Raw genomic sequence first — 22,575 nt, forward strand, 5'->3', positions numbered from 1 at the left:
AACTGCGCTATTATCAAAATACCGACACTCGTATTGATATTATTACAACTCAGCCAGCTGAAACCGGATATTTTTTGCGTGTTTTTTATCCGCCCCGAGTTGTGCACAGGTTGTGGGGCGCTTTCACCGTTTCCGGCGGGAGAAGCGCCCTTCAAGTGTGCCGTAAGCGTGTAGGCCACTTCGCCAAACCGGCTCCGCGCGGCGTATAAGCTATTCTCTACCTTGCTTTTGAGGCGGGCGGCGAGGTATATTTGACTACACCGCCCCTATTGCTACCGGCCTTGCCGCCTTGTTGCGCAGCTCTCTTCTTCGCTCGCGCCGTCGCCCGGCACCTCGCTCCTCTTCCCGAATTCCATTCCGCTTCCGGCCACTTGCTGGCGGTGGCTTCCGCACGCTCTTTCCTTTCACTTCCAACCCCACCAACCCCATGAGAAAAGCACTTACTACCCTGTGGCGGGCCGCTGCCTTCCTGGCATTGTGCCACGTTCCGGCCAAAGCCCAAACCTATCAGCAGGTCTGGGCCGACGAGTTCAACGGCAGCATTAGCTCGGCCTGGCAGTTTGAAACCGGCGGCGGCGGCTGGGGCAACAACGAAAAGCAGTATTACCAGCGCGCCAATGCTACCGTCGTGAACGGCATTCTGCAGATTACGGCCCGCCGGGAAAACGTGGGCGGCATGCCCTACACCTCCTCGCGCATGATTACCAAGGGCCTCAAGGAGTTCACCTACGGCAAAATGGAGGCCCGCATCAAGCTGCCGCTGGGCCAGGGGCTGTGGCCGGCTTTCTGGATGCTGGGCGGCAACATCAGTCAGGTGAGCTGGCCCGCCTGCGGTGAAATTGACATTATGGAGCACATCAACTCCGAAAACAAGATTTACGGCACCCCGCACTGGGACAGCAACGGCCACGCCGAGTACGGCGGCAGCACCATCACCACGCCCGCCGACTACCACATTTACTCGGTGGAGTGGGACGCCAGCTCTATCCGCTGGTTTTTGGATGGGGTGCAGTACCACGTGATGAGCATTCAGAACAATGCGGGAGGCACCGAGGAATTTCACCGACCTTTCTTTCTGCTGCTGAACCTGGCCGTAGCTGGCAACTGGCCCGGCCAGACCGTAGACGAAAGCAAGCTGCCCGCCACCATGTATGTGGACTACGTGCGGGTGTACCAGAAAACCAGCACGCCCCCGCCTACTTCGTCGCGCCTGATTCAGGCTGAAGCCTACAATGCCATGAGCGGCGTGCAGCTGGAAGCCTGCTCCGACACGGGCGGCGGCCAGGACGTGGGCTGGATTGACACCAACGACTGGATGGCCTACAACGCTATCAACTTCCCGACCTCGGGCGCTTATACCATCGAGTACCGCGTGGCCAGCGGCGCGGCTGGCGGCCGGATTTCAGCCGATTTGAATGCCGGCTCGATTCAGCTGGGCTCGGTGGCCGTGCCCGCCACCGGCGGCTGGCAGAACTGGACCACCGTGACGCAGACCGTGAACGTGAATGCAGGCACCTACAACTTCGGCGTATTTGCCCAGGCCGGCGGCTGGAACCTAAACTGGATCCGCATCACCAAGTCGGGGGCGGCCCGGGTAGCGGCGCCGGAAACTTCAGTTGCTTCGGCGGCACCTTCTACGGAGCTGCACGTGTATCCTAACCCGGCTACCAATCAGCTCAACGTACAATCGGAGCTAAACCTGAGCGGCAGCCAGTACCAGATTGTTGACCAGCGCGGCAAAACCGTAGCCACGGGCACCCTGGGCGCGGGCCGGGTAGAAGTAGCCAACCTGAAAAACGGCCTCTACACGCTCATTATCCTCACCCAGGACAACCAGAAGCTGACCCGCCGCTTCAGCAAATAACCCACTGTATTCCGAACTTGGAAGGCTGCCTGCACAGGCAGCCTTCTGTGCTGTTGCCGGTTGAATTCGAATTTCTTAGCTCTCCTTCCTTTCCACAATCCAATTCTCTTCTAACTCACTATGAAACAACTTTATTGGCACGGGCTCAGCGCCCTGCTCCTCGGCGCCGGATTTGGCAGCCCCGCCTGGGCCCAGACCCAGGATGCCAAAGCGCCCTATTCCCTGGGCTCGGCCCAAACGCTGGTGCGCCAGCTGGAAGCCCAAACCGCGGTGGCCGAGCTGCAGCGGGCCACGCCCAGCGTTACGCTGCGCGTGTCGGCCACCCAGGTATTTACCGGCAAAGTCAACTACCGCCAAGACTTGTCAGCCACGGGCGAGTATGTGGTGGGTGAGATTCAGAATGCGGTGGGCTCGTCGTTTCTGCTGCGCATTGAAGGCGAGAAAGTGCAGGGCCACATTATTCTGCGCAAAACCCGGGAAGCCTACGAGTACTCGGCCGATGCCCGGGGCAACGTGCTGGTGCAGCCCGTGGACATCAATAAGGTTATCTGCATCGACTACAACAAGCCCGTGGGCTACGAAAGCCCTACGTTGAAGACGGACAACACCGCCGGCCGGGCCGCCGTGGTTTCCCTGCAAAGCTACCCCGGTGCCCGGGGCTGCATCATGCTCGACTTCGACGGCCAGTACGTGGCGGGCACACCCTGGAACAACGGCAACCCCATCAGTGCGGCCCCGGCCGGCATGACCGACGCGGCCATTCAGGAGTTCTGGGAGCTGGTGAGTGAAGATTTCCGGCCCTTCAGCATGAACGTGACAACCGATGAGGCGGTATTTAACTCCTACCCCAAAACCATGCGCATGCGCTGCATCATCACGCCGACCAACACGGCGGCGCCCGGCGCGGGCGGCGTGGCCTACCTAAAGTCCTTCAACTGGAACGACGACACGCCCTGCTGGGTGTTTATGACCTCGCCCAAAGCCGGGGGCGAGGCCGCTTCCCACGAAGTGGGCCACACCCTGGGCTTGAGCCACGACGGGCGCCTGAGCCCCAAGGAAGAGTACTACGACGCCCGCACCTCGGCCGGCAACTGGGCCCCGATTATGGGTGCTGGCTACTACAAGCCCGTCACGCACTGGAGCCGCGGCGAGTATGCCTCGGCCAGCCAGACCCAGGACGATCTGGCTATTATGGCCAGTGCAACTTACAACGTGGGCTACCGCAACGATGACCACGCCAACGGCTTGAGCGGTGCTACTTCTCTGGCCCGCAACGGCACGAGCGTGTCGGGCTCGGGCATAATCGAGCGCACCGGCGACCAGGACTACTTTGTGTTTTCCACCGGCGGCGGCACCGTGAATCTGAGCCTAAACACCGTGGGGCGGCACGGCAACCTGGATATTGTGGGGCGCTTGTTCAACAGTGGGGGCGGCCTGGTCGGCACGTTCGACACCCAGGGCAGCCTGAGTACTTCGCTCAGCGCCAATCTGGGGGCGGGCACCTACTACCTGCAGATAGACGGCACCAGCTACGGCAACCCGGTTGGGGAAGGTTACTCGGACTACGCCTCGCTGGGCACCTTCTCGATTTCGGGCACCATTCCGGCTCCGGCCGCGGGTGGCGTAGCTACGGTGTACCGGGACTGCAACTACACGGGTGCCGCCGTGGACCTGCCCGTTGGCGACTACACCCTGGCCGCGCTGCAAAGCCGGGGCATTCTGAACGAAGATATTTCCTCGCTCACGGTGAATAGCGGCTACCAGGTGGTGCTCTACGAAAACGACAGCTTCAGCGGGGGGGCTCTGACCCTCACGGCCAGCAACAGCTGTCTGGTGGGTAACGCCCTGGGCACCGGCAACTGGAACGACAAAGCCACTTCCGTGCGGGTGCAGCCCGCGGCTTCCTCCTTTAGCGTGCTGCTGCAAGCCGAGGCGGCCAGCGTGAATAGCGGCATGACGGCCGAAACTACCACTGATGCGGGCGGCGGCCAGAATATGGGCTACGTGGATGCCGGCGACTACTTGGTCTGGAACGGCATTAATTTCCCCACTTCCGGCACCTACACCATCGAGTACCGCGTGGCCAGCCCCAGCGGCGGCACCATCTCCTCGGACCTGAATGCCGGTGCCATCCTGTTTGGCAACTCGGCTGTTCCGGCCACCGGCGGCTGGCAGACCTGGACCACGGTTTCCAGGACGGTAAACGTGAATGCGGGTACCTACAACTTCGGCATCTATGCCCAAAGCGGCGGCTGGAACATCAACTGGGTGCGCATCAGCAAAGCAGGCAACGCGGCCCGCGTAGCAGCTCTGGCCCAGGCCAGCGCCAGTGTAGCCCCGCAGCTGGAAATCTACCCCAACCCGGTAACCGACCAGCTCCAGATTCGCTCTGAGCGCAGCCTGGCGGGCAGTGAGTATCAGATTCTGGACGCCTGGGGCAAACCGGTAGCCAGCGGCTCGGCCGCCACGGGCCGCCTGAACGTGTCGGGGCTGCAGCCGGGTATCTACACGCTGCGGCTCGTGGTGGAAGGCCAGGTGCAGCCCACCAAACGCTTCGTGAAATAGCCGGTTTGCCCGGATTCTACCAGCGGGAACCGCTATTCGCCAAGGCCAGTAGTGGCCTACCGACCAGCCGTTTCCGCTGGCAGAATCCAGCTTTTACTAGCCCATCTTAGCCCCTGCTTCTATGAAAACGAGCATTTTACTTAAAAGAACTCTGGCCACTCTACTGCTGGCATTGCTGGCCTCCGTGTCAGCCGTGGCCCAGTTTCGGGTTATCGGCTACGTGCCCTCCTGGGCCGGCGACGTGAACAGCGTGCAGTACAGCAAGCTGACGCACATCAACTACGCCTTTCTGCTGCCCACCGCCACCGGCGGCCTGCAACCCATCGAGAACCCCGCCAAGCTGCAAAGCCTCGTGACGTTGGCCCACGCCAACAACGTGAAGGTGCTGATTTCGGTGGGCGGCTGGAACAACGGCGACGACAGTGCCTTCGAGAGCTTGGGAGCCAATGCGGCCTACCGCAATGCCTTCGTGAGCAACCTGGTCAACTTCGCCAACCAGTACAACCTCGACGGCGTCGACATCGACTGGGAATACCCTGATGCGGGCGCCTCGGCCAACAACCACGCCCTGCTGATGCAGCAGCTCTCGACCGAGATGCGCAGCCGGGGCAAACTGCTGACGGCCGCCGTGGTGGGCACCAACGGGGGCAGCATCCTCAACAGCGTCTTTACCTCCGTAGACTTTCTGAACCTGATGGCCTACGACTTCAACAACTTCGACCACTCCACCTACGACTACGCGGTGCAGTCCATCAACTACTGGCGCGGCCGTGGCTTGGCGGCCAACAAAACCGTGCTCGGCGTACCCTTCTACGGGCGGCCCAGCTGGGAATCGTACGCCCAGCTGCTGGCGCGCGGAGCCAGCCCCAACGCCGACGTGTTCAACGGGGTGGGCTACAACGGCATTCCGACCATCAAGAGCAAAACCAACCTGGCCTTCGACCAGGGCAGCGGCATCATGATCTGGGAATTGTCGCAGGATGCTACCGGGGCCAATTCCCTGCTCACGGCCATCAACCAGGTAGTAGTGCAGCGCAACGGCGTGACACCGCCGCCCGCTCAGGCCATTCCGGGCCGGGTGGAAGCCGAGCGGTTTGCCGCCCAGCAAGGCACCCAGACGGAAACCACCACCGACACCGGCGGCGGCCAGAACGTGAGCTACTTCGATGGCGGCGACTGGCTCGATTATGCCGTGAGTGTGGCTACGGCCGGCTCCTACACGCTGGGTTTTCGGGTGGCTAGTGCTACGGGCGGCGCCACGCTGCAGCTGCGCACCAGCGGCGGCACCGTGCTGGGCAGCATCAATGTGGGCAATACCGGTGGCTGGCAGAGCTGGCAAACCATCAACGCTACCGTAACCCTGCCCGCCGGCCGCCAAACCCTGCGCCTGTACGCGGCGGCTTCTACGGGCTGCAACGTCAACTGGCTCAACTTTGCCAGCTCTACTCCACCGCCCACTTCCTCCACCCTGATTCAGGCGGAAGCCTTTACCAGCATGCAGGGCGTGCAAACGGAGGTCACCACCGACGCGGGCGGGGGCCAGAATGTGGGCTATATCGACGCTACCGACTGGCTGGCCTACGCCAACGTTACCTTCCCTACGTCCGGCACCTACACCATCGAGTACCGCGTGGCCAGCCCCAGCGGCAGCACCTTGTCGTCGGATTTGAATGCGGGTTCAATTCAGTTGGGCAACGTAGCCATTCCGGCCACCGGGGGCTGGCAAAACTGGGCTACCGTGTCGCAAACGGTGAATATCAACGCGGGCACCTATAGCTTTGGCGTATACGCCCAGGCCGGGGGCTGGAACTTCAACTGGCTGCGCATCACCAAGGCCGGCGCCGCCCGCACCGCCGGCACCACCTTGGCCACGGCCGGCGCCGGTCAGCTCGACCACCGGCTCGAAGTATACCCCAACCCGGTGGCCCGCACCCTGCACTTTCAGGCCGTTTCGGCACTGACAGGCACTTTCTACGAGGTACTGGATGCCACGGGCCGCACGGTGCTGCAAGGCCAAGTATCGACCCACGACCTCGACGTTTCCGCCCTGAAAGCCGGAATATACACCCTGCGCTTTTCGGCTACCGGCCAGGCCAGCGTGACGCGTCGCTTTGTTAAGCAGGCCGAATAAAACGAACTGCCTTTTACACGCAAAAAGTCCGCCCCCAGACTGGGGACGGACTTTTTTGCGATTATAAACCAAACCTAAATAATCGTACTCAATCCCAAGGCAATATTGTTCTTGTGCAGCTGGCAGTCCAGAATATCCAGGATGCCATAGGCCACAAAGCTGCCCACCTGCTCGGTAGTATAGGGTGAGCGGGCATTCAGCTCCGGCGTCAGCACGCCCTGCTCCAGGGCATTGTCGACGGCTTTGCGCACCGAATCAGCTTCGGCCTGCAGCCCGAAATGCTCCAGCATCATGGCCGCCGACAGAATCGTGGCAATGGGGTTGGCAATGCCTTTGCCCTTGGCCTGCGGGTAGGAGCCGTGAATGGGCTCGAACAGCGCGGCCTCGTCGCCAATGGAAGCCGAGGGCAAGAGGCCCAGGGAGCCGGCAATAACCGAGGCTTCGTCCGAAATGATGTCGCCGAACATATTCTCGGTCAGAATCACATCGAACTGCCTGGGGTTCAAAACCAGCTGCATGGCCGCATTGTCCACGAACAGGTAGTCGACAATGACGCTGGGGTACTGCAGGGCAATTTCCTGCACTACTTCGCGCCACAGCCGGGAGGTTTCCAGCACGTTGGCCTTGTCGACCAGCGTTAATTTGCGGCGGCGCGTTTCGGCGGCCCGGAAGGCGCGGTGGGCAATCCGCTCGATTTCGTAGCGGCTATACGTGCAGTTATCGTAGGCCGAGCCGTCCTCGTGGCGGCCTTTTTCGCCGAAGTACACGCCGCCAGTCAGTTCGCGGAAGATGACCATATCGGCGCCCTGAATCCGCTCTTTCTTTAGCGGTGAGTGTTCCAGCAGCCGGTCGTAGGCTGTTACGGGCCGGATGTTGGCGTAGAGCCCCAGCGACTTGCGCAGGCGCAGCAACCCTTGCTCGGGGCGCACCTTAGCGCTGGGGTCGTTGTCGTATTTGGGGTCGCCGATGGCCCCGAGCAGCACGGCATCGGCGGCACGGCAGGCATCCAGGGTGACTTCCGGGAGCGGGTCGCCGGTGGCATCGATGGCGCAGGCACCCATGAGCTGATAGTCGAAGTGAAACTCGTGCCCGAACTTATCGGCCACGGCTTTCAGGGCCCGCACCGCCTCCTGACACACTTCCGGCCCGATACCGTCGCCCGACAGTATCACGATTCGTTTGCTTAGAATACCCATTTGCGGAGCTGTTCGTAGGTTTTGATGGCGTCGCGCTGGCTCACCAGATAGTCAATATCGTCGTAGCCGTTGATCAGGCACTCTTTCTTGTAAGCGTCCAGCTCGAAGCCAATCGTAGCGTCCCATACCGGCACCGACAACGTCTGGCTGGGCAAATCCACGACTAGCTGGGTTTCGGGTTCCAGCTCAATCTGCCGGAACAGGCCCTGCAGCACTTCATCCGACACCTGCAGGGGTAGCAGGCCCGTGTTCAGGGCATTGCCGCGAAAGATGTCGGCGAAGTAGCTCGAAATAACCACCTTGAAGCCCGCGTCATACAAGGCCCAGGCGGCGTGTTCCCGGCTGGAACCGCAGCCAAAATTTTTACCCGCCAGCAGAATCTGGCCCTGGTAGCGGGGGTTGTTCAGCACGAAATCGGCCTTGGGCTGTCCGTCGGGCTGGTAGCGCCAGTCGGCAAACAGGTTTTGGCCGAACCCCTCCCGGGTGGTGGCCTTCAGGAAACGGGCCGGGATAATCTGGTCCGTATCGACGTTTTCGATGGGCAGCGGGACGACGCCCGAGCGGAGCGTTTGAAATTTTTCCATGGGTGGGACGAAATGGAAGTGATGCTACAGCCAGCGGCAAGTGAAAGAAGAAACCAGCGTTGGGAGCGGGCTGGTCCGGCGGGCCCGAGGCCAGCTTCCGTAGCCGATTCCTCCTCTCGCTTGCGTGCCGGGCGACTCAGGAGTCGCGGCAAAATGGCTGGGTTGTTAGTTCAAATACTGGGTGATGTCGACGATGCGGCCTTCCACGGCCGTTATGGCCGCCACCAGCGGGCTGGCCAGCAAGGTGCGGGCGCCCGGGCCCTGGCGGCCTTCGAAGTTGCGGTTGGAGGTCGAGACGCAGTAGGCCCCGGCCGGAATCTTGTCGTCGTTCATGGCCAGGCAGGCCGAGCAGCCCGGTTCGCGCAGCTCAAAGCCGGCCTCGGCCAGCACCTGGTCGATACCCTCGGCAATGGCCTGCTTCTCGACCAGCTTGGAGCCGGGTACGATGATGGCCTCCACGTGCTGAGCCTTATGCTTGCCCTTTACATAGGCCGCCACGGCCCTTAGGTCCTCAATGCGGGAGTTGGTGCAGCTGCCGATAAAGACATAGTTGATTTCCTTGCCGAGCAAGGACTCGCCCGGCGCAAAGCCCATGTAGGCCAATGATTTGTCGAAGCTGGCGGCTTCCCCATCGGTACCCAGCACCGGAATATTGCCATTCAGCGCGATGCCCATACCGGGGTTAGTGCCGTAGGTAATCATCGGGGTAATGGCCGCCGCGTCGAAGCTCAGCTCCGACTCAAACTCGGCGCCTTCCTCCGAGTACAGCGTTTGCCAATAGTCCACGGCCTGCTCCCACCGCTCACCCTGCGGGGCGTAGGGGCGGCCCTGCAGGTACTCGAACGTGGTGGCGTCGGGGGCAATGAGGCCGCCACGAGCCCCCATTTCGATGCTCATGTTGCAAACCGTCATGCGGCCTTCCATGCTCAGGCCGCGAATGGCGCTGCCGGCATATTCCACGAAGTAGCCCGTGGCCCCGCCCGTACCGAGCCTGGCAATGATGTGCAGGATGATATCCTTGGCCGTCACGCCCGGCTGCAACGCGCCGTCCACGGTGATGCGCATGCGCTTGGGCCGGCTGATGAGCAGGCATTGCGAGGCCATGACCTGCGTCACCTGGCTGGTACCAATCCCGAAGGCAATGGCCCCGAACGCGCCGTGGGTGGAGGTGTGCGAGTCGCCGCACACGATGGTCATGCCCGGCTGGGTGACGCCCAGCTCCGGCCCGATGACGTGCACAATGCCCTGGTACTGGTGGCCCAGCCCGAATAGCTCGACGCCGAATTTCTCACAGTTTTCCGTCAGCTTATCCACCTGGGAGCGGCTCAGCGGGTCCTCAATAGGCAGGTGCTGGTTGCGGGTCGGCACGTTGTGGTCGGCGGTGGCCAGAATCTGCCCGGGCCGGCTCAGGGGCAAGCCCCGCTCCTGCAGCTCGTCGAAAGCCTGCGGGCTGGTCACTTCGTGAATCAGGTGCCGGTCGATGTAGAACACCTCCAACCCGCCCGGAATGGCTTTCACCACGTGGGCATCCCAGATTTTATCGAATAAGGACTTGGCCATGATTCTTACTTTGAAGCCTTGGGAGGAGTACTTTCCGCGGGCCGGCTGCTTTGGCGCAGCTGCTCGGTGGCGTAGGTTATCCAGTCGGGACAGCGGGAGGAACGGGCCGCGGCGCGGGGCTCGACCTGGCTGTGTTGCAGGGGCAGGTTCATAGGAGTAAGCGTAATTAGGTAGCGGCTACCAGGTTTTCCTGCTCCACTAGGATGTGCAGGTCCGTATCGACTACTTCCTTCTGGCGGTCGGCCAGCTGCAAAAACGAGGCGTAGGCCTTGTTCAGCGCGGTTTTATCGAAGTCGTAGCCAATTTTTTGCAGGCGGTACGCCAGAGCGGCGCGCCCCGAACGAGCGGTTAGTACAATCGACGAATCCGCCACGCCCACCTCGCGCGGATCAATGATTTCGTACGTCTCGCGGTGCTTGATTACGCCGTCCTGGTGTATCCCACTCGAATGCGAAAAGGCATTCGCTCCCACAATAGCCTTGTTGGGCTGCACCACCATACACATCATCTGCGACACCATGGCCGAGGTTTCGGCCAGCAGCTGCGTGGTGATGTTGGTGCCCAAATTAAGATAAGGGTGCTGGCGCAGAATCATCACAACTTCCTCCAAAGCCGTGTTGCCGGCCCGCTCCCCTACCCCGTTAATGGTGCATTCAATCTGCCGGGCGCCGTTCATGACGCCGGCAATGGAATTGGCCGTAGCCAAGCCCAAATCGTTATGACAATGCGTGGAAAGCGTCACGTTCTGGACGCCCCGCACGTTTTCGTACAGATACTTAATCTTGGCCCCGTATTCCTCGGGCAGGCAGTAGCCGGTCGTATCGGGAATATTGAGTACCGTGGCCCCGGCCCGAATGGCGGCTTCGCAGACCCGGGCGAGGTACTCGTTGTCGGTGCGGCCGGCGTCCTCGGCGTAGAACTCCACGTCTTCCACGAAGGACTTGGCCAGCTTCACGGCCGCCACGGCGCGCTCAATCACCTGCTCGGGCGTGGAGTTGAGCTTAAACTTGATATGCGACTCGGAGGTGCCGATACCGGTGTGAATGCGCGGGTAGCGTGCCTGCCGCAGCGACTCGGCTGCCACGCGAATATCGTTTTCCACCGCCCGCGACAGGCCGCAGACCGTAGCCTCACGGGTTTGGGCCGCAATAGCGGCCACGGCCGCAAAGTCGCCAGGACTCGATACCGGAAAGCCCGCTTCAATCACGTCGACGCCGAGGAGCTCCAGTTGCCGGGCAATCACCAGCTTTTCGGCCTGGTTGAGCTTACAGCCGGGCACCTGCTCCCCATCGCGCAGGGTGGTATCGAAGATCTGAATTTTCTGAGCAGCCATGTTGTCGGAGTCCTTACAGCGAATTGCTGCTCGCAAGAACACCGGCAAACCGCGGCAGGGAAAACATATTTTCGGCACGCCTACTATTTCTAGTAGCAGCATTTTTATTTGTAATTATCTGTATTTCAGATATATAATATTTACACAAATACAACGGCTAACGCAAAGTTTGTGAAGAACAGCGCCCTATCTAGACTGTCATGATTAATCTGATGTCCGCTTGCCAAAGCATCTCGCGCGCTGACATTGTTTTGCCTGTCATCCTGAGCAGAGCGAAGGACCTTCCTCGCCTATCCCACTACTGGTTTTCCCAACGTGACAAAGCCTTTTACTACTTGCGCAGTAAAAGGCTTTGTCACGTTGAAACAAGCTAATCACATATCAGAGGAAGGTCCTTCATTCCGCTTCGCTCCACTCAGGATGACAGATGACGAAGGTTACTACTGCGGTAGAGATTCCTCGACAAGCTCGGAATGACGTTCTCCTAGCTCTACTATACCAACAGGCTCAGAAAATCCTGCTTGCCGTTCAGGTACTCGTAGGCAAATCCTTCCTCCTGCATGCGCTGCTGGATTCCCTGGATTTCGTGGGGCTTTTTGACTTCGATACCGACGAAAACCGGGCCTTTTTCCTTGTTATTCTTCTTGATATACTGGAAGTGAATGATGTCGTCGTCGGGGTGTAGCACGTTATTTACGAAGCGGCGCAGGGCCCCGGGGCGCTGGTTAAAGGTCACCATAAAGTAGTGCTTCAGGCCCTGGTGGCGCATGGCCCGCTCCTTGATGTCCTCCATGCGGGTGATGTCGTTGTTGCTACCGCTGAGCACGCACACCACCGTTTTGCCCCGGATTTCGGCGGCAAACTGGCGCAGGGCTGAGATGCTGAGCGTGCCGGCCGGTTCCAATACGATACCCTCCTCGTTGTACATACGGAGCAAATCCTCGCACACCTGGCCTTCGGGCACCAGCACCACGTCGTCGAGCAGCTCGCGGCATAGCTCAAACGTGAGGGCGCCGGGGCACTTCACAGCCGCGCCATCCACAAAGCTTTCGATGTGCTCCAGCGCCTGCCGCTTACCATGCTGAATAGCCTGCTGCATCGACGGGGCGCCCAGCGGCTGCACGCCGATCAGCTTGGTTTTGGGGCTGAGCTGCCTGAATACGCTGCCTACGCCCGAGGCCAGCCCGCCGCCGCCAATGGGCATGAATACGTAGTCAATGGCCTGGGGTGCGGCTTTCAGGATTTCCAGCCCCACCGTGGCCTGACCTTCCACAATGGCCAGATCATCAAACGGGTGGACGAAGGCGCAGCCCCGCTCGTCGCAGAAGAGCTTAGCGGCCTGAAACGTGTCGTCGAAGGTGTTGCCGGTCAGGATTACTTCGACCTGCTCCTGGCCGAAGAGGCGGACTTTGCTCACTTTCTGGGCCGGGGTGTTGGCCGGCATGAAAATATAGCCCTTCAGCCCCAGCAGCTGGCAGGCGTAGGCCACGCCCTGGGCGTGGTTGCCGGCGCTGGCACACACCACTTCCGGCACATCCTGCTCCCGGGCCAACTGGGAAATCTTGTGGTAGGCGCCCCGTATTTTGTAGGAGCGGACCACCTGCAAGTCTTCCCGCTTCAGGTATACCGTCGCGCCATAGGTGGCCGAGAGGCCCAAGTTCTGCTGCAGCAGGGTTTCGTAAATCACGCCCTGCAGGGTGTGGGCGGCCTGCTCCACGTTCTGGAGCAGCACTGCGGGGACTGAAGGAGCTATGGTGTCGCTATGCATCGGCTTCCTGGGTCTTTTTCAGGGAGCGGAGCTGGCGCACGGTGGCACCCGTCTGCCACAGCTCCGAGTCGCGCACTTCCTTCAGTTCCACTTCCAGCTCCTGGCGGTAGTTGGGCGTGGAGCCGCGCTGGATGGTGCGCTCAGCTTCCTTGCCCGAGGCCACGCTGTCGTACAGCTCATTCAAAACAGGCAGTGTGGCTTCGCGGAAGCGGCCTTTCCAGTCCAGGGCGCCGCGCTGGGCCGTGACGGAGCAGTTGCTGAACATCCAATCCATGCCGTTTTCGCCCACCAGCGGCACCAGGCTCTGGGTCAGCTCTTCCACGGTTTCGTTGAAGGCCTCGGAGGGCGAATGGCCGCGCTGGCGCAGCACCTGGTACTGGGCCTCGATGATGCCGGCCAAGGCGCCCATCAGCACGCCCCGCTCCCCGGTGAGGTCGGAATATACTTCCTTCTTGAAGTCGGTTTCGAACAGATAGCCCGAGCCCACGCCGATACCCAGGGCAATGGCCTTTTCGTAGGCCTCGCCGGTAGCATCCTGGTACACGGCAAACGAGGAATTCAGCCCACCGCCCTGCAGGTACAGGCGGCGCAGACTCGTGCCGCTGCCCTTGGGCGCCACCAGAATCACATCCACGTCGGCGGGCGGCAGGATGTTGGTCTGGTCGTTGAAGGTGATGCCGAAGCCGTGGGAGAAATACAGCGTTTTGCCCGGCGTCAGGTGCTGCTTCAGCGTGGGCCACAGCGCAATCTGGCCGGCATCGGAGAGCAGGTTGGCAATGATGGTGCCCCGCTCGGCGGCTTCCTCGATGGAAAACAGGGTTTCGCCTTCCACCCAGCCATCCTGCAGGGCCTTTTCCCAGGAGGGCGAATCCTGGCGCTGCCCGATGATGACGTTGAAGCCGTTGTCGCGCAGGTTCAGCGCCTGGCCCGGGCCCTGCACCCCGTACCCAATCACGGCAATGACTTCGTTCTTCAGGTAGGCCTGGGCCTTGAACAGCGGATACTCGTCGCGGGTGATGACAGTTTCGTCTACGCCGCCAAAGTTGATGGTTGCCATGATGGTGATTATTGGGGGTTGATGGATGATTGTTAATTTTTTGAGTTTGTTTAGCCGACCGTCATTCCGAGCGAAGTCGAGGAATGACGGTCGGGGTTGCCGTTCCAACGAAGCCAACTTCACATCTCAAACACCTCGTCACGGCGGTTGAGAAACTCGTTTTCCACGACTTCCGAGCCGGGCTCGGTGCGCTCAAACTCGCGGAGCTTGCGGTTGAACCCGTCACTGTGCTTGATGATGGCAATGCGGGCCGAGCGCACGAATTCGATGAGGCCGTAGGGCTGCAAAACGGTAATCAGGCGGTCGGTTTCCTCGCGGTGGCCGGTGGTTTCAAACACGGTGTAGTCCTTGCGGATAACCACGGCGCGGGCCCCGAACTCGCGCAGCAGACGCTCCACGGAGGCTTTTTCGGCAATGATGTCGGTAGGCACTTTGTAGAGCGCCATTTCCTGCCAGATAACCTCCTGGTTGGTGTTGTAGTAGACCTTGAGCACTTCCACCTGCTTTTCGATCTGCTTGGCAATCTTGCGCACCACCTCTTCCGTCTCGTGAATCACGATGTTGAAGCGGTGAATTCCGTCGATTTCCGAGGGCGAGGTATTCAGGCTCTCGATGTTGATTTTGCGGCGCGAGAAGATGATGGCAATGCGGTTGAGCAAGCCAATCTGGTTCTCGGTGTAGGCCGTGATGTTATATTCCTGCCGCTCGATAGGGTGCTCACTCATGGCTCTTTTGTTGTTTGATTTGCCCGTCATGCTTGATCTGTCGTCCGCTTGCCGAAGCATCTCTCGCGCTTCGTGGCAGACGTCAGGATTTACCAGCGTGGTAGAGATGCTTCGACAAGCGGACGACAGATCAAGTATGACTGCCTTTTTAATTGCACCCGTTCTACCCTTAGCGCAGACGGATTTCGCTCACGCTGCAGCCCTGGGGCACCATGGGGAAAATGTTGTTTTCCTTCGTCACCATGACTTCCAGCAAAAAGGAGCCTGGGTGTTGCAGCATTTCCTGGAGGCTACGGCGTAGTTTACTGCGATCCGCTACCCGCTTGCCGGCAATGCTGTAGCCGCTGGCCACCGTCACGTAGTCGGGGCTGCCGATATTGACGAAGGAGTAGCGCCGCTCGTGGAACAGCTCCTGCCACTGGCGCACCATGCCCAGAAACTGGTTGTTGAGAATGATAATTTTCACGTCCACGCCGGTTTGCATGATGGTACCCAGCTCCTGAATCGTCATCTGGATGCCCCCGTCGCCGATAATAGCCACCACGGTCCGGTCGGGGCGGCCAAACTTGGCGCCAATGGCGGCCGGCAAGGCAAAACCCATGGTGCCCAGGCCGCCGCTGGTAATGTTGCTGCGGGCGTGGTTGAAGCGGGCGTAGCGGCAGGTCACCATCTGGTGCTGGCCCACGTCGGTTACCACGATGGCCTCGCCCTGGGTCAGCTCGTTGAGCTGCTGAACCACCTCGCCCATCGTCAGCTCCTCGGAAGTCGGAAACAGCTCCTCCTGAATCACGGCGGCTACTTCCTCGGCCCGAAACTGCTCGAAGCGCTGCCGCCACTCCGGGTGGATTCTGGCCTCGACAAGTTCCGTGAGCAGCGGCAGGGTTTCCTTGCAGTCGCCCCACACCGGCACTGTCGTGGCCACGTTCTTGTCGATTTCGGTCGGGTCAATATCGAGGTGAATGACCCGGGCCTGCCGGGCGTACTTGTCGAGGCGGCCGGTGACCCGGTCGTCGAAGCGCATGCCGATGGCAATGAGCACGTCGCACTCGTTGGTCAGCACATTCGGGCCGTAGTTGCCGTGCATGCCGAGCATGCCCACGTTCAGGGGGTGGCCGGTGGGCAGCGCGCCGGCGCCCAAGATGGTCCAGGCGGCCGGAATGCCACTTTTCTCGATAAAGGCCCGGAACTCAGCCTCGGCCCGGCCTAGGGTGATGCCCTGGCCCCAGAGCACCAACGGGCGCGTGGCCTGGTTGATCAGCTCCGCCGCCTGCCGAATGTATTCGGGCCGCACGATGGGCGCAGGCCGGTAGCTGCGAATGTGGTGGCAAACTTTGTACTCCGGAAAGTCGCATTGCTGCAGCTGGGCATTCTTGGTGATGTCAATCAGGACCGGGCCGGGCCGGCCGCTGCGGGCAATGTAGAAGGCCTTGGCCAGCGCCTCGGGCAGCTGACTGGCCTCCGTCACCTGGAAATTCCACTTGGTAACCGGCGTGGTGATGTTGATAATGTCGGTTTCCTGGAAGGCATCAGTGCCGAGCAGGTGCGCGAAAACCTGCCCCGTGATGCATACTAGCGGGGTGCTGTCAATCTGCGCGTCGGCCAGGCCAGTTACCAGGTTGGTAGCGCCCGGGCCGCTGGTAGCAAACACGACTCCCACCTTGCCCGAAGCCCGCGCATAGCCCTGGGCCGCGTGAATGCCGCCCTGCTCGTGGCGCACCAGCACGTGGTTGAGCTGCCCCGCAAAGTCGTAGAGCGCGTCGTAAATCGGAATGATGGCCCCGCCGGGATACCCAAAAATCGTATCCACACCCTCCGCCAACAGGGCCCGCAAAGTCATTTCCGCCCCCGACATCGTCTGGAGAGTGGTTTCCGGTACCAGCTGAGTTGGCTCTGCCTTGGTCAACATACTCGTGCGTTTTGTGTGCTTCAGGAATCGGTGATGCACCCGGCGCTGGCCGAGCCCACAGTGCGGATGTATTTGCGCAGCACCCCGCGCGGCGCATTCACAGCCGGCGGCGTCCACTGGGCCCGGCGGGCCGCTAGTTCGGCCTCATCGACTAGCACGCTGATGGTATTATTGGCCGCGTCCAGCACCACTTGGTCGCCGTTCTGGACCAAGGCAATGGGGCCGCCGTCGTAGGCTTCGGGGCTCACGTGGCCGATAACGAAGCCGTGGGTGCCGCCCGAAAAGCGCCCGTCGGTTACCAGCGCCACCTTGTCGCCCAGCCCGGCCCCGATGATGGCCGAGGTTGGTTTGAGCATTTCGGGCATGCCCGGCCCGCCCTTGGGCCCTACGTAGCGAATAATGACCACCTGCCCGGGCTGCACCTGGCTCAGGCCTTCGTTCAACGCTTCCTCGGAGTCGAACACGCTGGCCGGACCTTCGAAGCGGGTGCCTTCCTTGCCGGTGATTTTGGCCACCGCGCCTTCCGGCGCCAGATTGCCGTAGAGAATCTGAATGTGGCCATCGGCTTTAATGGGGTTGAAAAACGGCCGCAGCAAGTCCTGCTCCTCGCCCAAAGCGGGGATGTCAGCCAGGTTTTCGGCCAGCGTCCGGCCCGTCACCGTCAGCAGGTCGCCGGTGAGGAGGCCTTCGTTGAGCAGGGTTTTCATCACGGCCGGCACCCCGCCCAGGGCCGACAAATCCTCCATCAGATACTTGCCGCTGGGCTTCAGATCGGCCAGCATAGGTACCCGGTTGCTCACGTTCTGGAAGTCCTGCAGCGTGAGCGGCACGCCGGCCGCGTCGGCAATGGCCAGCAGGTGAATCACGGCGTTGGTGGAGCCGCCCAGGGCCGTGATGAGCACCATGGCGTTTTCGAAGGCTTCACGCACCAGAATGTCGCGGGGCTTGAGGTCCATTTCCAGCAGCCGCAGCAGATACTCGCCCGTGCGCCGGCACTCCTCATGCTTTTGCTCACTCACGGCCGGCGCCGACGACGAAAACGGCACCGACATCCCCAGCACCTCAGCCGCCGAAGCCATGGTATTGGCCGTGTACATGCCCCCGCAGGCCCCCGGACCGGGGCAGGCGTGCTTGATAATACCGCGGTAGTCTTCGTCGGAAATGCCGTTTTGCAGCTTTTTGCCGTAGGCTTCGAAGCACGACACGATGTTGAGCTGCTGCCCCTTGAACGAGCCGCCCTTAATCGTGCCGCCGTACACCATCAGCGCGGGCCGGTTCAGGCGGGCCATAGCCATCAGGGAGCCGGGCATGTTTTTGTCGCAGCCCACCACGCAGGCCAGTGCATCGTAGTTGTGGGCCCCGGCCATGGCTTCAATGGAATCGGCAATGATTTCGCGCGACACTAGGGAATAGCGCATGCCCGGCGTACCGTTGGTTATTCCATCCGAAACCCCAATCGTGTTGAACCGCAGCCCTACCAAGCCCTGGGCCTGCACCCCCGCTTTTACCTGGTCGGCCAACCCGTTCAGGTGCATGTTGCAGGTGTTGCCGTCGAAGCCGGTGGAGCAGATGCCCACAAAGGGCTTGCGCAAATCAGCTTCCGACAAGCCCGAGCCGATAAGCATGGCCTGGGAGGCTGGCAGGCTGTCGTCCTGGGTGTAGATGCGGCTATAGAGGTTCAGCGCCATGGTATTGTAGGGCTCAAGCCTTGGGAAGCAGAGCTTGGACGTAGAAGTGAAAAGGAAAAGGCCGTCAGAACGGAGGCTAGGATCTGACCTCCACCTTCTCGGTTCTGACCTCCTGGCCGGTTACCAAGTCGTGGTAGCGGCTGGCCAGCCGGGCCCCGATGGTGTCGGCGAAGGGCTTCTCAAACACCACCTCATCAACCGACGACACCCCGATGACCTCGGCGGCCGTACCGGTCATGAAGGCCCCCACGGCGCCCTGCAGCGCGACCGGCGTGAAGAACTGCTCGTGCACCGTAATGCCCGCCTCACGCGCCAGATCGATGATGGTGTTGCGGGTGATACCGCGCAGGATGCTGCCGGCCGGCGCGGTGAACAATTCGCCGTTTTTCTCGAAGAAGAAGTTGGCGCCCGGCCCTTCGGCCACGTAGCCGTTCATGTCCAGCAGCAGGGCTTCGTCGTAGCCGCGGCCCTTGGCTTCGGAGCTGGCAATGATGGAATTGACGTAGTGACCGGCCACTTTGGCCTCAATCGGCACGGCTTTCGGGTTGGGCCGCTCGTAGGGCGAGATGGTCAGGCGCAGGCTTTGGTCGCCCAGGTACTTGCCCCACTCCCACACGGCCAGCAGCAGATTGCTGGTCGTGGCGTGCTTGAGGCTCATATTGGGCGTGGCGGCATACACCAGCGGCCGGAGGTAGGCGTCGGTCAGCCCGTTCTTTTCCAGCAGCTGGTAGCTGATCTGGGTCAATTCCTCCACCGAGTACTCCAGGGGCAAGCCGATGGCCTTACAGGAGTAGTGCAGCCGCTCGTAATGCTCCCGGGCCTTAAAAATCTGGGAGCCCTGGGGGGTATTATAGGCCCGGATACCCTCGAAAACGGCATACCCATAGTGCAGCGACTGGGCGTATACGCCACAAGTGGCCTCACTGGCCGGAACGAATTCACCATCCAGAAAGGCGACGGTGTTGCTGTTGAAATACATAAGAACGGTGGTGTTAAGTGGAAGCAGTGATTGAGTAGAATGATTGAGGAGTAAAAGCAAGCAGTAAAAAAGCCTTCCTGAGCGCGGGGCTTAGAAAGGCTTGTTGCTTGGCAATCAAACGCAGTTTCTTTAGCCCGCCAGCGGCGGAATAATAATCTGAATGACGAATAGAACGGTAGATTGCATGGCAACTGACTGGTGCGGCGGGGTTGATGCGGGCAACGAAGCGTAGCTCAACAATCCACTTGGTTTCGTTTACATTGGCGGCCGGTACGCCCGGTTGTCCGGCAGTATTGCGCTGCTTCCGGTTAGCGTCCTTGCCTGCCTGCCAAACTTTTTGCGGTGATTCCCCAAAGTCAGCAGTGGTTGTAACTTGCCCGGCAGCGGCTGTTTATTGCCCGAAGCCGCACGCAAGTAGTAGCCTTGCCTTGCGCCACGAAAAACAATGTTTCCCTTAATCACTATTTCCAATTGTGGAGTTCAATTCCACAAGGCACTGAAATACAGATTATTACCAAACACCCTACTACAATGCCCAACGAAAGCATTGACCCTGTTTTTCAGCTGATTAAGTCCCTGACGCGCTCCGAAAAGCGGCATTTCCGGCTGTTTACCAACCGGCAGGGCTCCAACGAGGGCCTGAAGTTCCTGCAGCTCTTCGACGCCCTCGACGGGCAGGCGGCCTACGACGAGGACCGGGTACTGGTCCAGGTACCGGCTATTAAGAAAGTGCAAGTAGCCAACCTCAAAGCCAACTTATACAAGCAGCTGCTGGCCAGCCTGCGCATGTACCACTCGGGCCAGAACCTCGATATTCAGCTTCACGAGCAGCTCGACTATGCCCGGGTGCTCTACAACCGCGGCCTCTACCAGCAAAGCCTGAAAATGCTGGAAAAGGTGAAGCAAACGGCCCAGCAGGCCGAAATGCCCCACATTGCCCTACTCGCCCTTGACTTCGAAAAGCTCATCGAAGCCCAGTACATTACCCGCAGCCTGCGCGGCCGGGCCGAAGTACTGTCGGCCGAAGCCTCCGACACGGCTGCGCACGTGGCCCAGATGCACGAGCTGTCGAATGTGGCGCTGCGCATGTACGGGCTCTACCTCAAAATCGGGCACGTGCGCAACCAGGAAGACTACGACAACATCACGGCGTATTTTCACGAGGCGCTACCGCCCGTGGAACTGCAGCAGGCCGGTTTCTACGAGCGGCTCTACTATTACCAGGCCCACGTCTGGTACCATACCATCACCCAGAATTTCCCGGCCTGCTTCCGCTACGCCCAGAAATGGGTGGATTTGTTTGAGCAGAACCCCACGATGAAGGAGCAGCAAACCATGCTCTACATCAAAGGCGTGCACAACCTGCTGATTTCCCTGTACAATCTACTGTATTACAGCAAATTCATCCAAGTACTGGAGAACTTGGAGGCGTTTGCGGCTGATCCGGAGCGGCGCACCAACCCCAATACGGAGATGCTGTTGTTTCTCTACATCTATACCAACCGCATCAACGCCCACTTCCTGCAGGGCAGCTTCACGCAGGGTCTGCAGCTCATTCCCGACCTGCTCCACAACCTCGACCGGTTTCAGCAGCAGCTCGATTCGCACCGCCGGCTGGTGTTTTACTACAAAATTGCCAGCCTCTACTTTGGTAGCGGCAATAACGACAAGGCCATCGAGTACCTCACCAAAATCATCCAGTTTCGGGATGTGAGCCTGCGGGAGGACATTCAGTGCTTCGCCCGCATCCTCAACCTGATTGCCCATTACGAAGCCGGCCGCGACGAGGCCCTGGAGTACCAGATCAAGTCGGTGTACCGCTTCCTGGGCAAAATGAACGACCAGCAGCAGATGCAGGTGGCCATCTTCCAGTTCCTGCGCAGCGTCGGCGACATTGCCCCCGACGAGCTGAAAACCGCATTCAGCCAGCTCAAGGAAAAACTCATCAGCATCGCCGCCGACCCATTCGAGCGGCGCCCCTTCCTCTACCTGGACATTATTTCCTGGCTGGAAAGCAAGATTGAAAATGTGCCGGTGCAGGAAGTTATGCAGCGCAAATTCCGCCGCCTGAAATAAACAGGCCGTGTCATCCTGAGCCTGAGTGCAGCGCCTTCCTCACCTCAGTGAAAAACTAGCGTAAACGTAAAAAAGCCCTTTACCATGTGATTGGTAAAGGGCTTTATGCTTTGATAAATTTCCGTGGTAGAGGTGAGGACAGTTCCTCATTCCGCTTCATTTCATTCAGGATGACAGATAAAAATTAAGCGCTGTGGAAGGCAGGCAGCTTGCTTTCAGCCAGACGCTGTTCCATCAGGGTTTTGCTGGCCAGCACAATGGTAGCAAAGCCCTGGGGCACTTCGGTGTAGCGCAGCGTCACCTGCGGGTCGGTCCAGTTTTCGCTTTTGGCCGCTACCCGCTGGCTGGGCCCGTACTCGGAAAGCAGCAGGTTGTGGATGCCTTTGCAGTTCGTGTCGCCCATCACGCGCAACTCTATCGAGCAAAGCTTGTCCTTGTAGAAACCGTAGCTGATACCGGTAACGGTGTAAGAACCCACGCGCAGATTTTCGCGCTTGCTGGTGTAGTACACCGTTTGGGTGCTGGCCTCCACCCGCTCGGGCACCAGGTGCCGAAACTGACGCACATCGGTGCCGAGGGCGGCCCGGCGCTGCTCCAGCACGCGCCCCGATTGCCCCTTCTGGGCTGCAACTGGGCTGGCCAGAGCCAGCATAAGCGAGAATACAGCCAGGTATTTCATGAGCGCGAGTTGATAAAAGCGGCCCTTAAGATTAAGAAAAAATAATAATAAAAGCTAGTATCCCTATTCTTACGTGCTGTCTTTCAGCCTGCCAGCTACGCACAAGCCTTTTCGGCCGGCCCACGGAAACGGTCCAAGAAGCGCACTTCCCACTGGAGGCACACTTAAAATGGCAGAGCCGCGACGCCGACGCAAGGGCCTGCCCAAGCTAATAGAGTTGTAGCAATTCCTGGTGTATAGCCTGCTTCGGGGCCGCCTGCTGCTCGCTGAGCCGGATGAGCCGGAGTGCGTCGGTGTAAAAGCAGGTGAGTTTCAGGATGCGGGTGAGTATTCCCGGCGGCGGGTGGCAGTCTGAATTCAAGCCGGTTATGGCAATTGCAAAGGCCGGGGCAGAAGTAATTGCAGGGCGGGTAAATCCAATCAACAGGTATACTACGTTCTTCATCGGGCAGCAAAAGGTGGTT

17 protein-coding genes are annotated in these 22,575 nt (G+C 60.2%); 4 read left to right on the top strand and 13 right to left on the bottom strand.

The genetic code is table 11. The features are described from left to right. Positions 1-427 precede the first annotated feature (427 nt). From LGH70_RS00070 to LGH70_RS00080, 3 genes are all read left to right on the top strand, one after another. Positions 428-1,864 (top strand): carbohydrate-binding protein, encoded by a 1,437-nt coding sequence (locus LGH70_RS00070; protein ID WP_226181521.1) that lies wholly within the window; start codon positions 428-430, stop codon positions 1,862-1,864. 120 nt (positions 1,865-1,984) lie between these two features. After that, positions 1,985-4,429, top strand: coding sequence for a carbohydrate-binding protein (locus tag LGH70_RS00075; protein WP_226181522.1), 2,445 nt, complete (start codon positions 1,985-1,987; stop codon positions 4,427-4,429). A 121-nt stretch (positions 4,430-4,550) separates the two neighbouring features. Continuing rightward, positions 4,551-6,560: a carbohydrate-binding protein gene (locus tag LGH70_RS00080; protein WP_226181523.1), complete on the top strand. Its 2,010-nt coding sequence runs from the start codon at positions 4,551-4,553 to the stop codon at positions 6,558-6,560. A 74-nt stretch (positions 6,561-6,634) separates the two neighbouring features. On the opposite strand, the gene leuB is transcribed toward LGH70_RS00080, so the two are convergent. From leuB to LGH70_RS00135, 11 genes are all read right to left on the bottom strand, one after another. Beyond that, positions 6,635-7,756, bottom strand: coding sequence for a 3-isopropylmalate dehydrogenase (leuB, locus tag LGH70_RS00085; RefSeq protein WP_226181525.1), 1,122 nt, complete (start codon positions 7,754-7,756; stop codon positions 6,635-6,637). Beyond that, the gene (leuD, locus tag LGH70_RS00090; protein WP_226181527.1) at positions 7,744-8,340 is read right to left on the bottom strand and encodes a 3-isopropylmalate dehydratase small subunit; all 597 of its coding nucleotides are present in this window, start codon (positions 8,338-8,340) and stop codon (positions 7,744-7,746) included. The genes leuB and leuD overlap by 13 nt, the downstream gene beginning before the upstream one ends. A gap of 165 nt (positions 8,341-8,505) precedes the next feature. Further along, complete coding sequence (leuC, locus tag LGH70_RS00095) at positions 8,506-9,900, bottom strand: 3-isopropylmalate dehydratase large subunit (RefSeq protein WP_262905194.1); 1,395 nt, start codon at positions 9,898-9,900, stop codon at positions 8,506-8,508. A gap of 5 nt (positions 9,901-9,905) precedes the next feature. Then, positions 9,906-10,052, bottom strand: a complete 147-nt coding sequence (locus tag LGH70_RS00100; protein ID WP_226181529.1) for a hypothetical protein — start codon at positions 10,050-10,052, stop codon at positions 9,906-9,908. Positions 10,053-10,066: 14 nt separating this feature from the next. Next, positions 10,067-11,233 (bottom strand): 2-isopropylmalate synthase, encoded by a 1,167-nt coding sequence (locus tag LGH70_RS00105; RefSeq protein ID WP_226181531.1) that lies wholly within the window; start codon positions 11,231-11,233, stop codon positions 10,067-10,069. 493 nt (positions 11,234-11,726) lie between these two features. Continuing rightward, positions 11,727-13,001, bottom strand: a complete 1,275-nt coding sequence (ilvA, locus tag LGH70_RS00110; protein ID WP_226181532.1) for a threonine ammonia-lyase IlvA — start codon at positions 12,999-13,001, stop codon at positions 11,727-11,729. Next, complete coding sequence (ilvC, locus tag LGH70_RS00115; protein WP_226181534.1) at positions 12,994-14,058, bottom strand: ketol-acid reductoisomerase; 1,065 nt, start codon at positions 14,056-14,058, stop codon at positions 12,994-12,996. Before ilvC ends, ilvA begins: the two co-directional genes overlap by 8 nt. Before the next feature lie 119 nt (positions 14,059-14,177). Beyond that, complete coding sequence (gene ilvN / locus LGH70_RS00120; protein ID WP_226181536.1) at positions 14,178-14,783, bottom strand: acetolactate synthase small subunit; 606 nt, start codon at positions 14,781-14,783, stop codon at positions 14,178-14,180. Positions 14,784-14,952: 169 nt separating this feature from the next. Next, entirely contained in the window at positions 14,953-16,689 is a 1,737-nt protein-coding gene (gene ilvB, locus LGH70_RS00125) for a biosynthetic-type acetolactate synthase large subunit (RefSeq protein ID WP_226181538.1), read from the bottom strand. A gap of 20 nt (positions 16,690-16,709) precedes the next feature. After that, positions 16,710-18,377, bottom strand: coding sequence for a dihydroxy-acid dehydratase (gene ilvD / locus LGH70_RS00130; RefSeq protein WP_226181539.1), 1,668 nt, complete (start codon positions 18,375-18,377; stop codon positions 16,710-16,712). A 76-nt stretch (positions 18,378-18,453) separates the two neighbouring features. Further along, on the bottom strand, positions 18,454-19,356 hold the full coding sequence (locus LGH70_RS00135) for a branched-chain amino acid transaminase (protein ID WP_226181540.1): 903 nt from the start codon (positions 19,354-19,356) through the stop codon (positions 18,454-18,456). A gap of 531 nt (positions 19,357-19,887) precedes the next feature. Between LGH70_RS00135 and LGH70_RS00140 the strand changes: the two genes are divergently transcribed. Continuing rightward, on the top strand, positions 19,888-21,432 hold the full coding sequence (locus LGH70_RS00140) for a hypothetical protein (protein ID WP_226181541.1): 1,545 nt from the start codon (positions 19,888-19,890) through the stop codon (positions 21,430-21,432). A gap of 184 nt (positions 21,433-21,616) precedes the next feature. On the opposite strand, the gene LGH70_RS00145 is transcribed toward LGH70_RS00140, so the two are convergent. Together LGH70_RS00145 and LGH70_RS00150 are read right to left on the bottom strand one after the other, a co-directional pair. Next, entirely contained in the window at positions 21,617-22,111 is a 495-nt protein-coding gene (locus LGH70_RS00145) for a hypothetical protein (protein WP_226181543.1), read from the bottom strand. A gap of 208 nt (positions 22,112-22,319) precedes the next feature. Further along, positions 22,320-22,556 carry a hypothetical protein gene (locus LGH70_RS00150; RefSeq protein WP_226181546.1) on the bottom strand — a complete coding sequence of 79 codons (237 nt, stop codon included), beginning with the start codon at positions 22,554-22,556 and terminating at the stop codon, positions 22,320-22,322. Positions 22,557-22,575: the final 19 nt, after the last annotated feature.

Origin of the sequence: Hymenobacter nitidus (assembly GCF_020447315.1) — a bacterium.
Classification (GTDB): domain Bacteria; phylum Bacteroidota; class Bacteroidia; order Cytophagales; family Hymenobacteraceae; genus Hymenobacter; species Hymenobacter nitidus.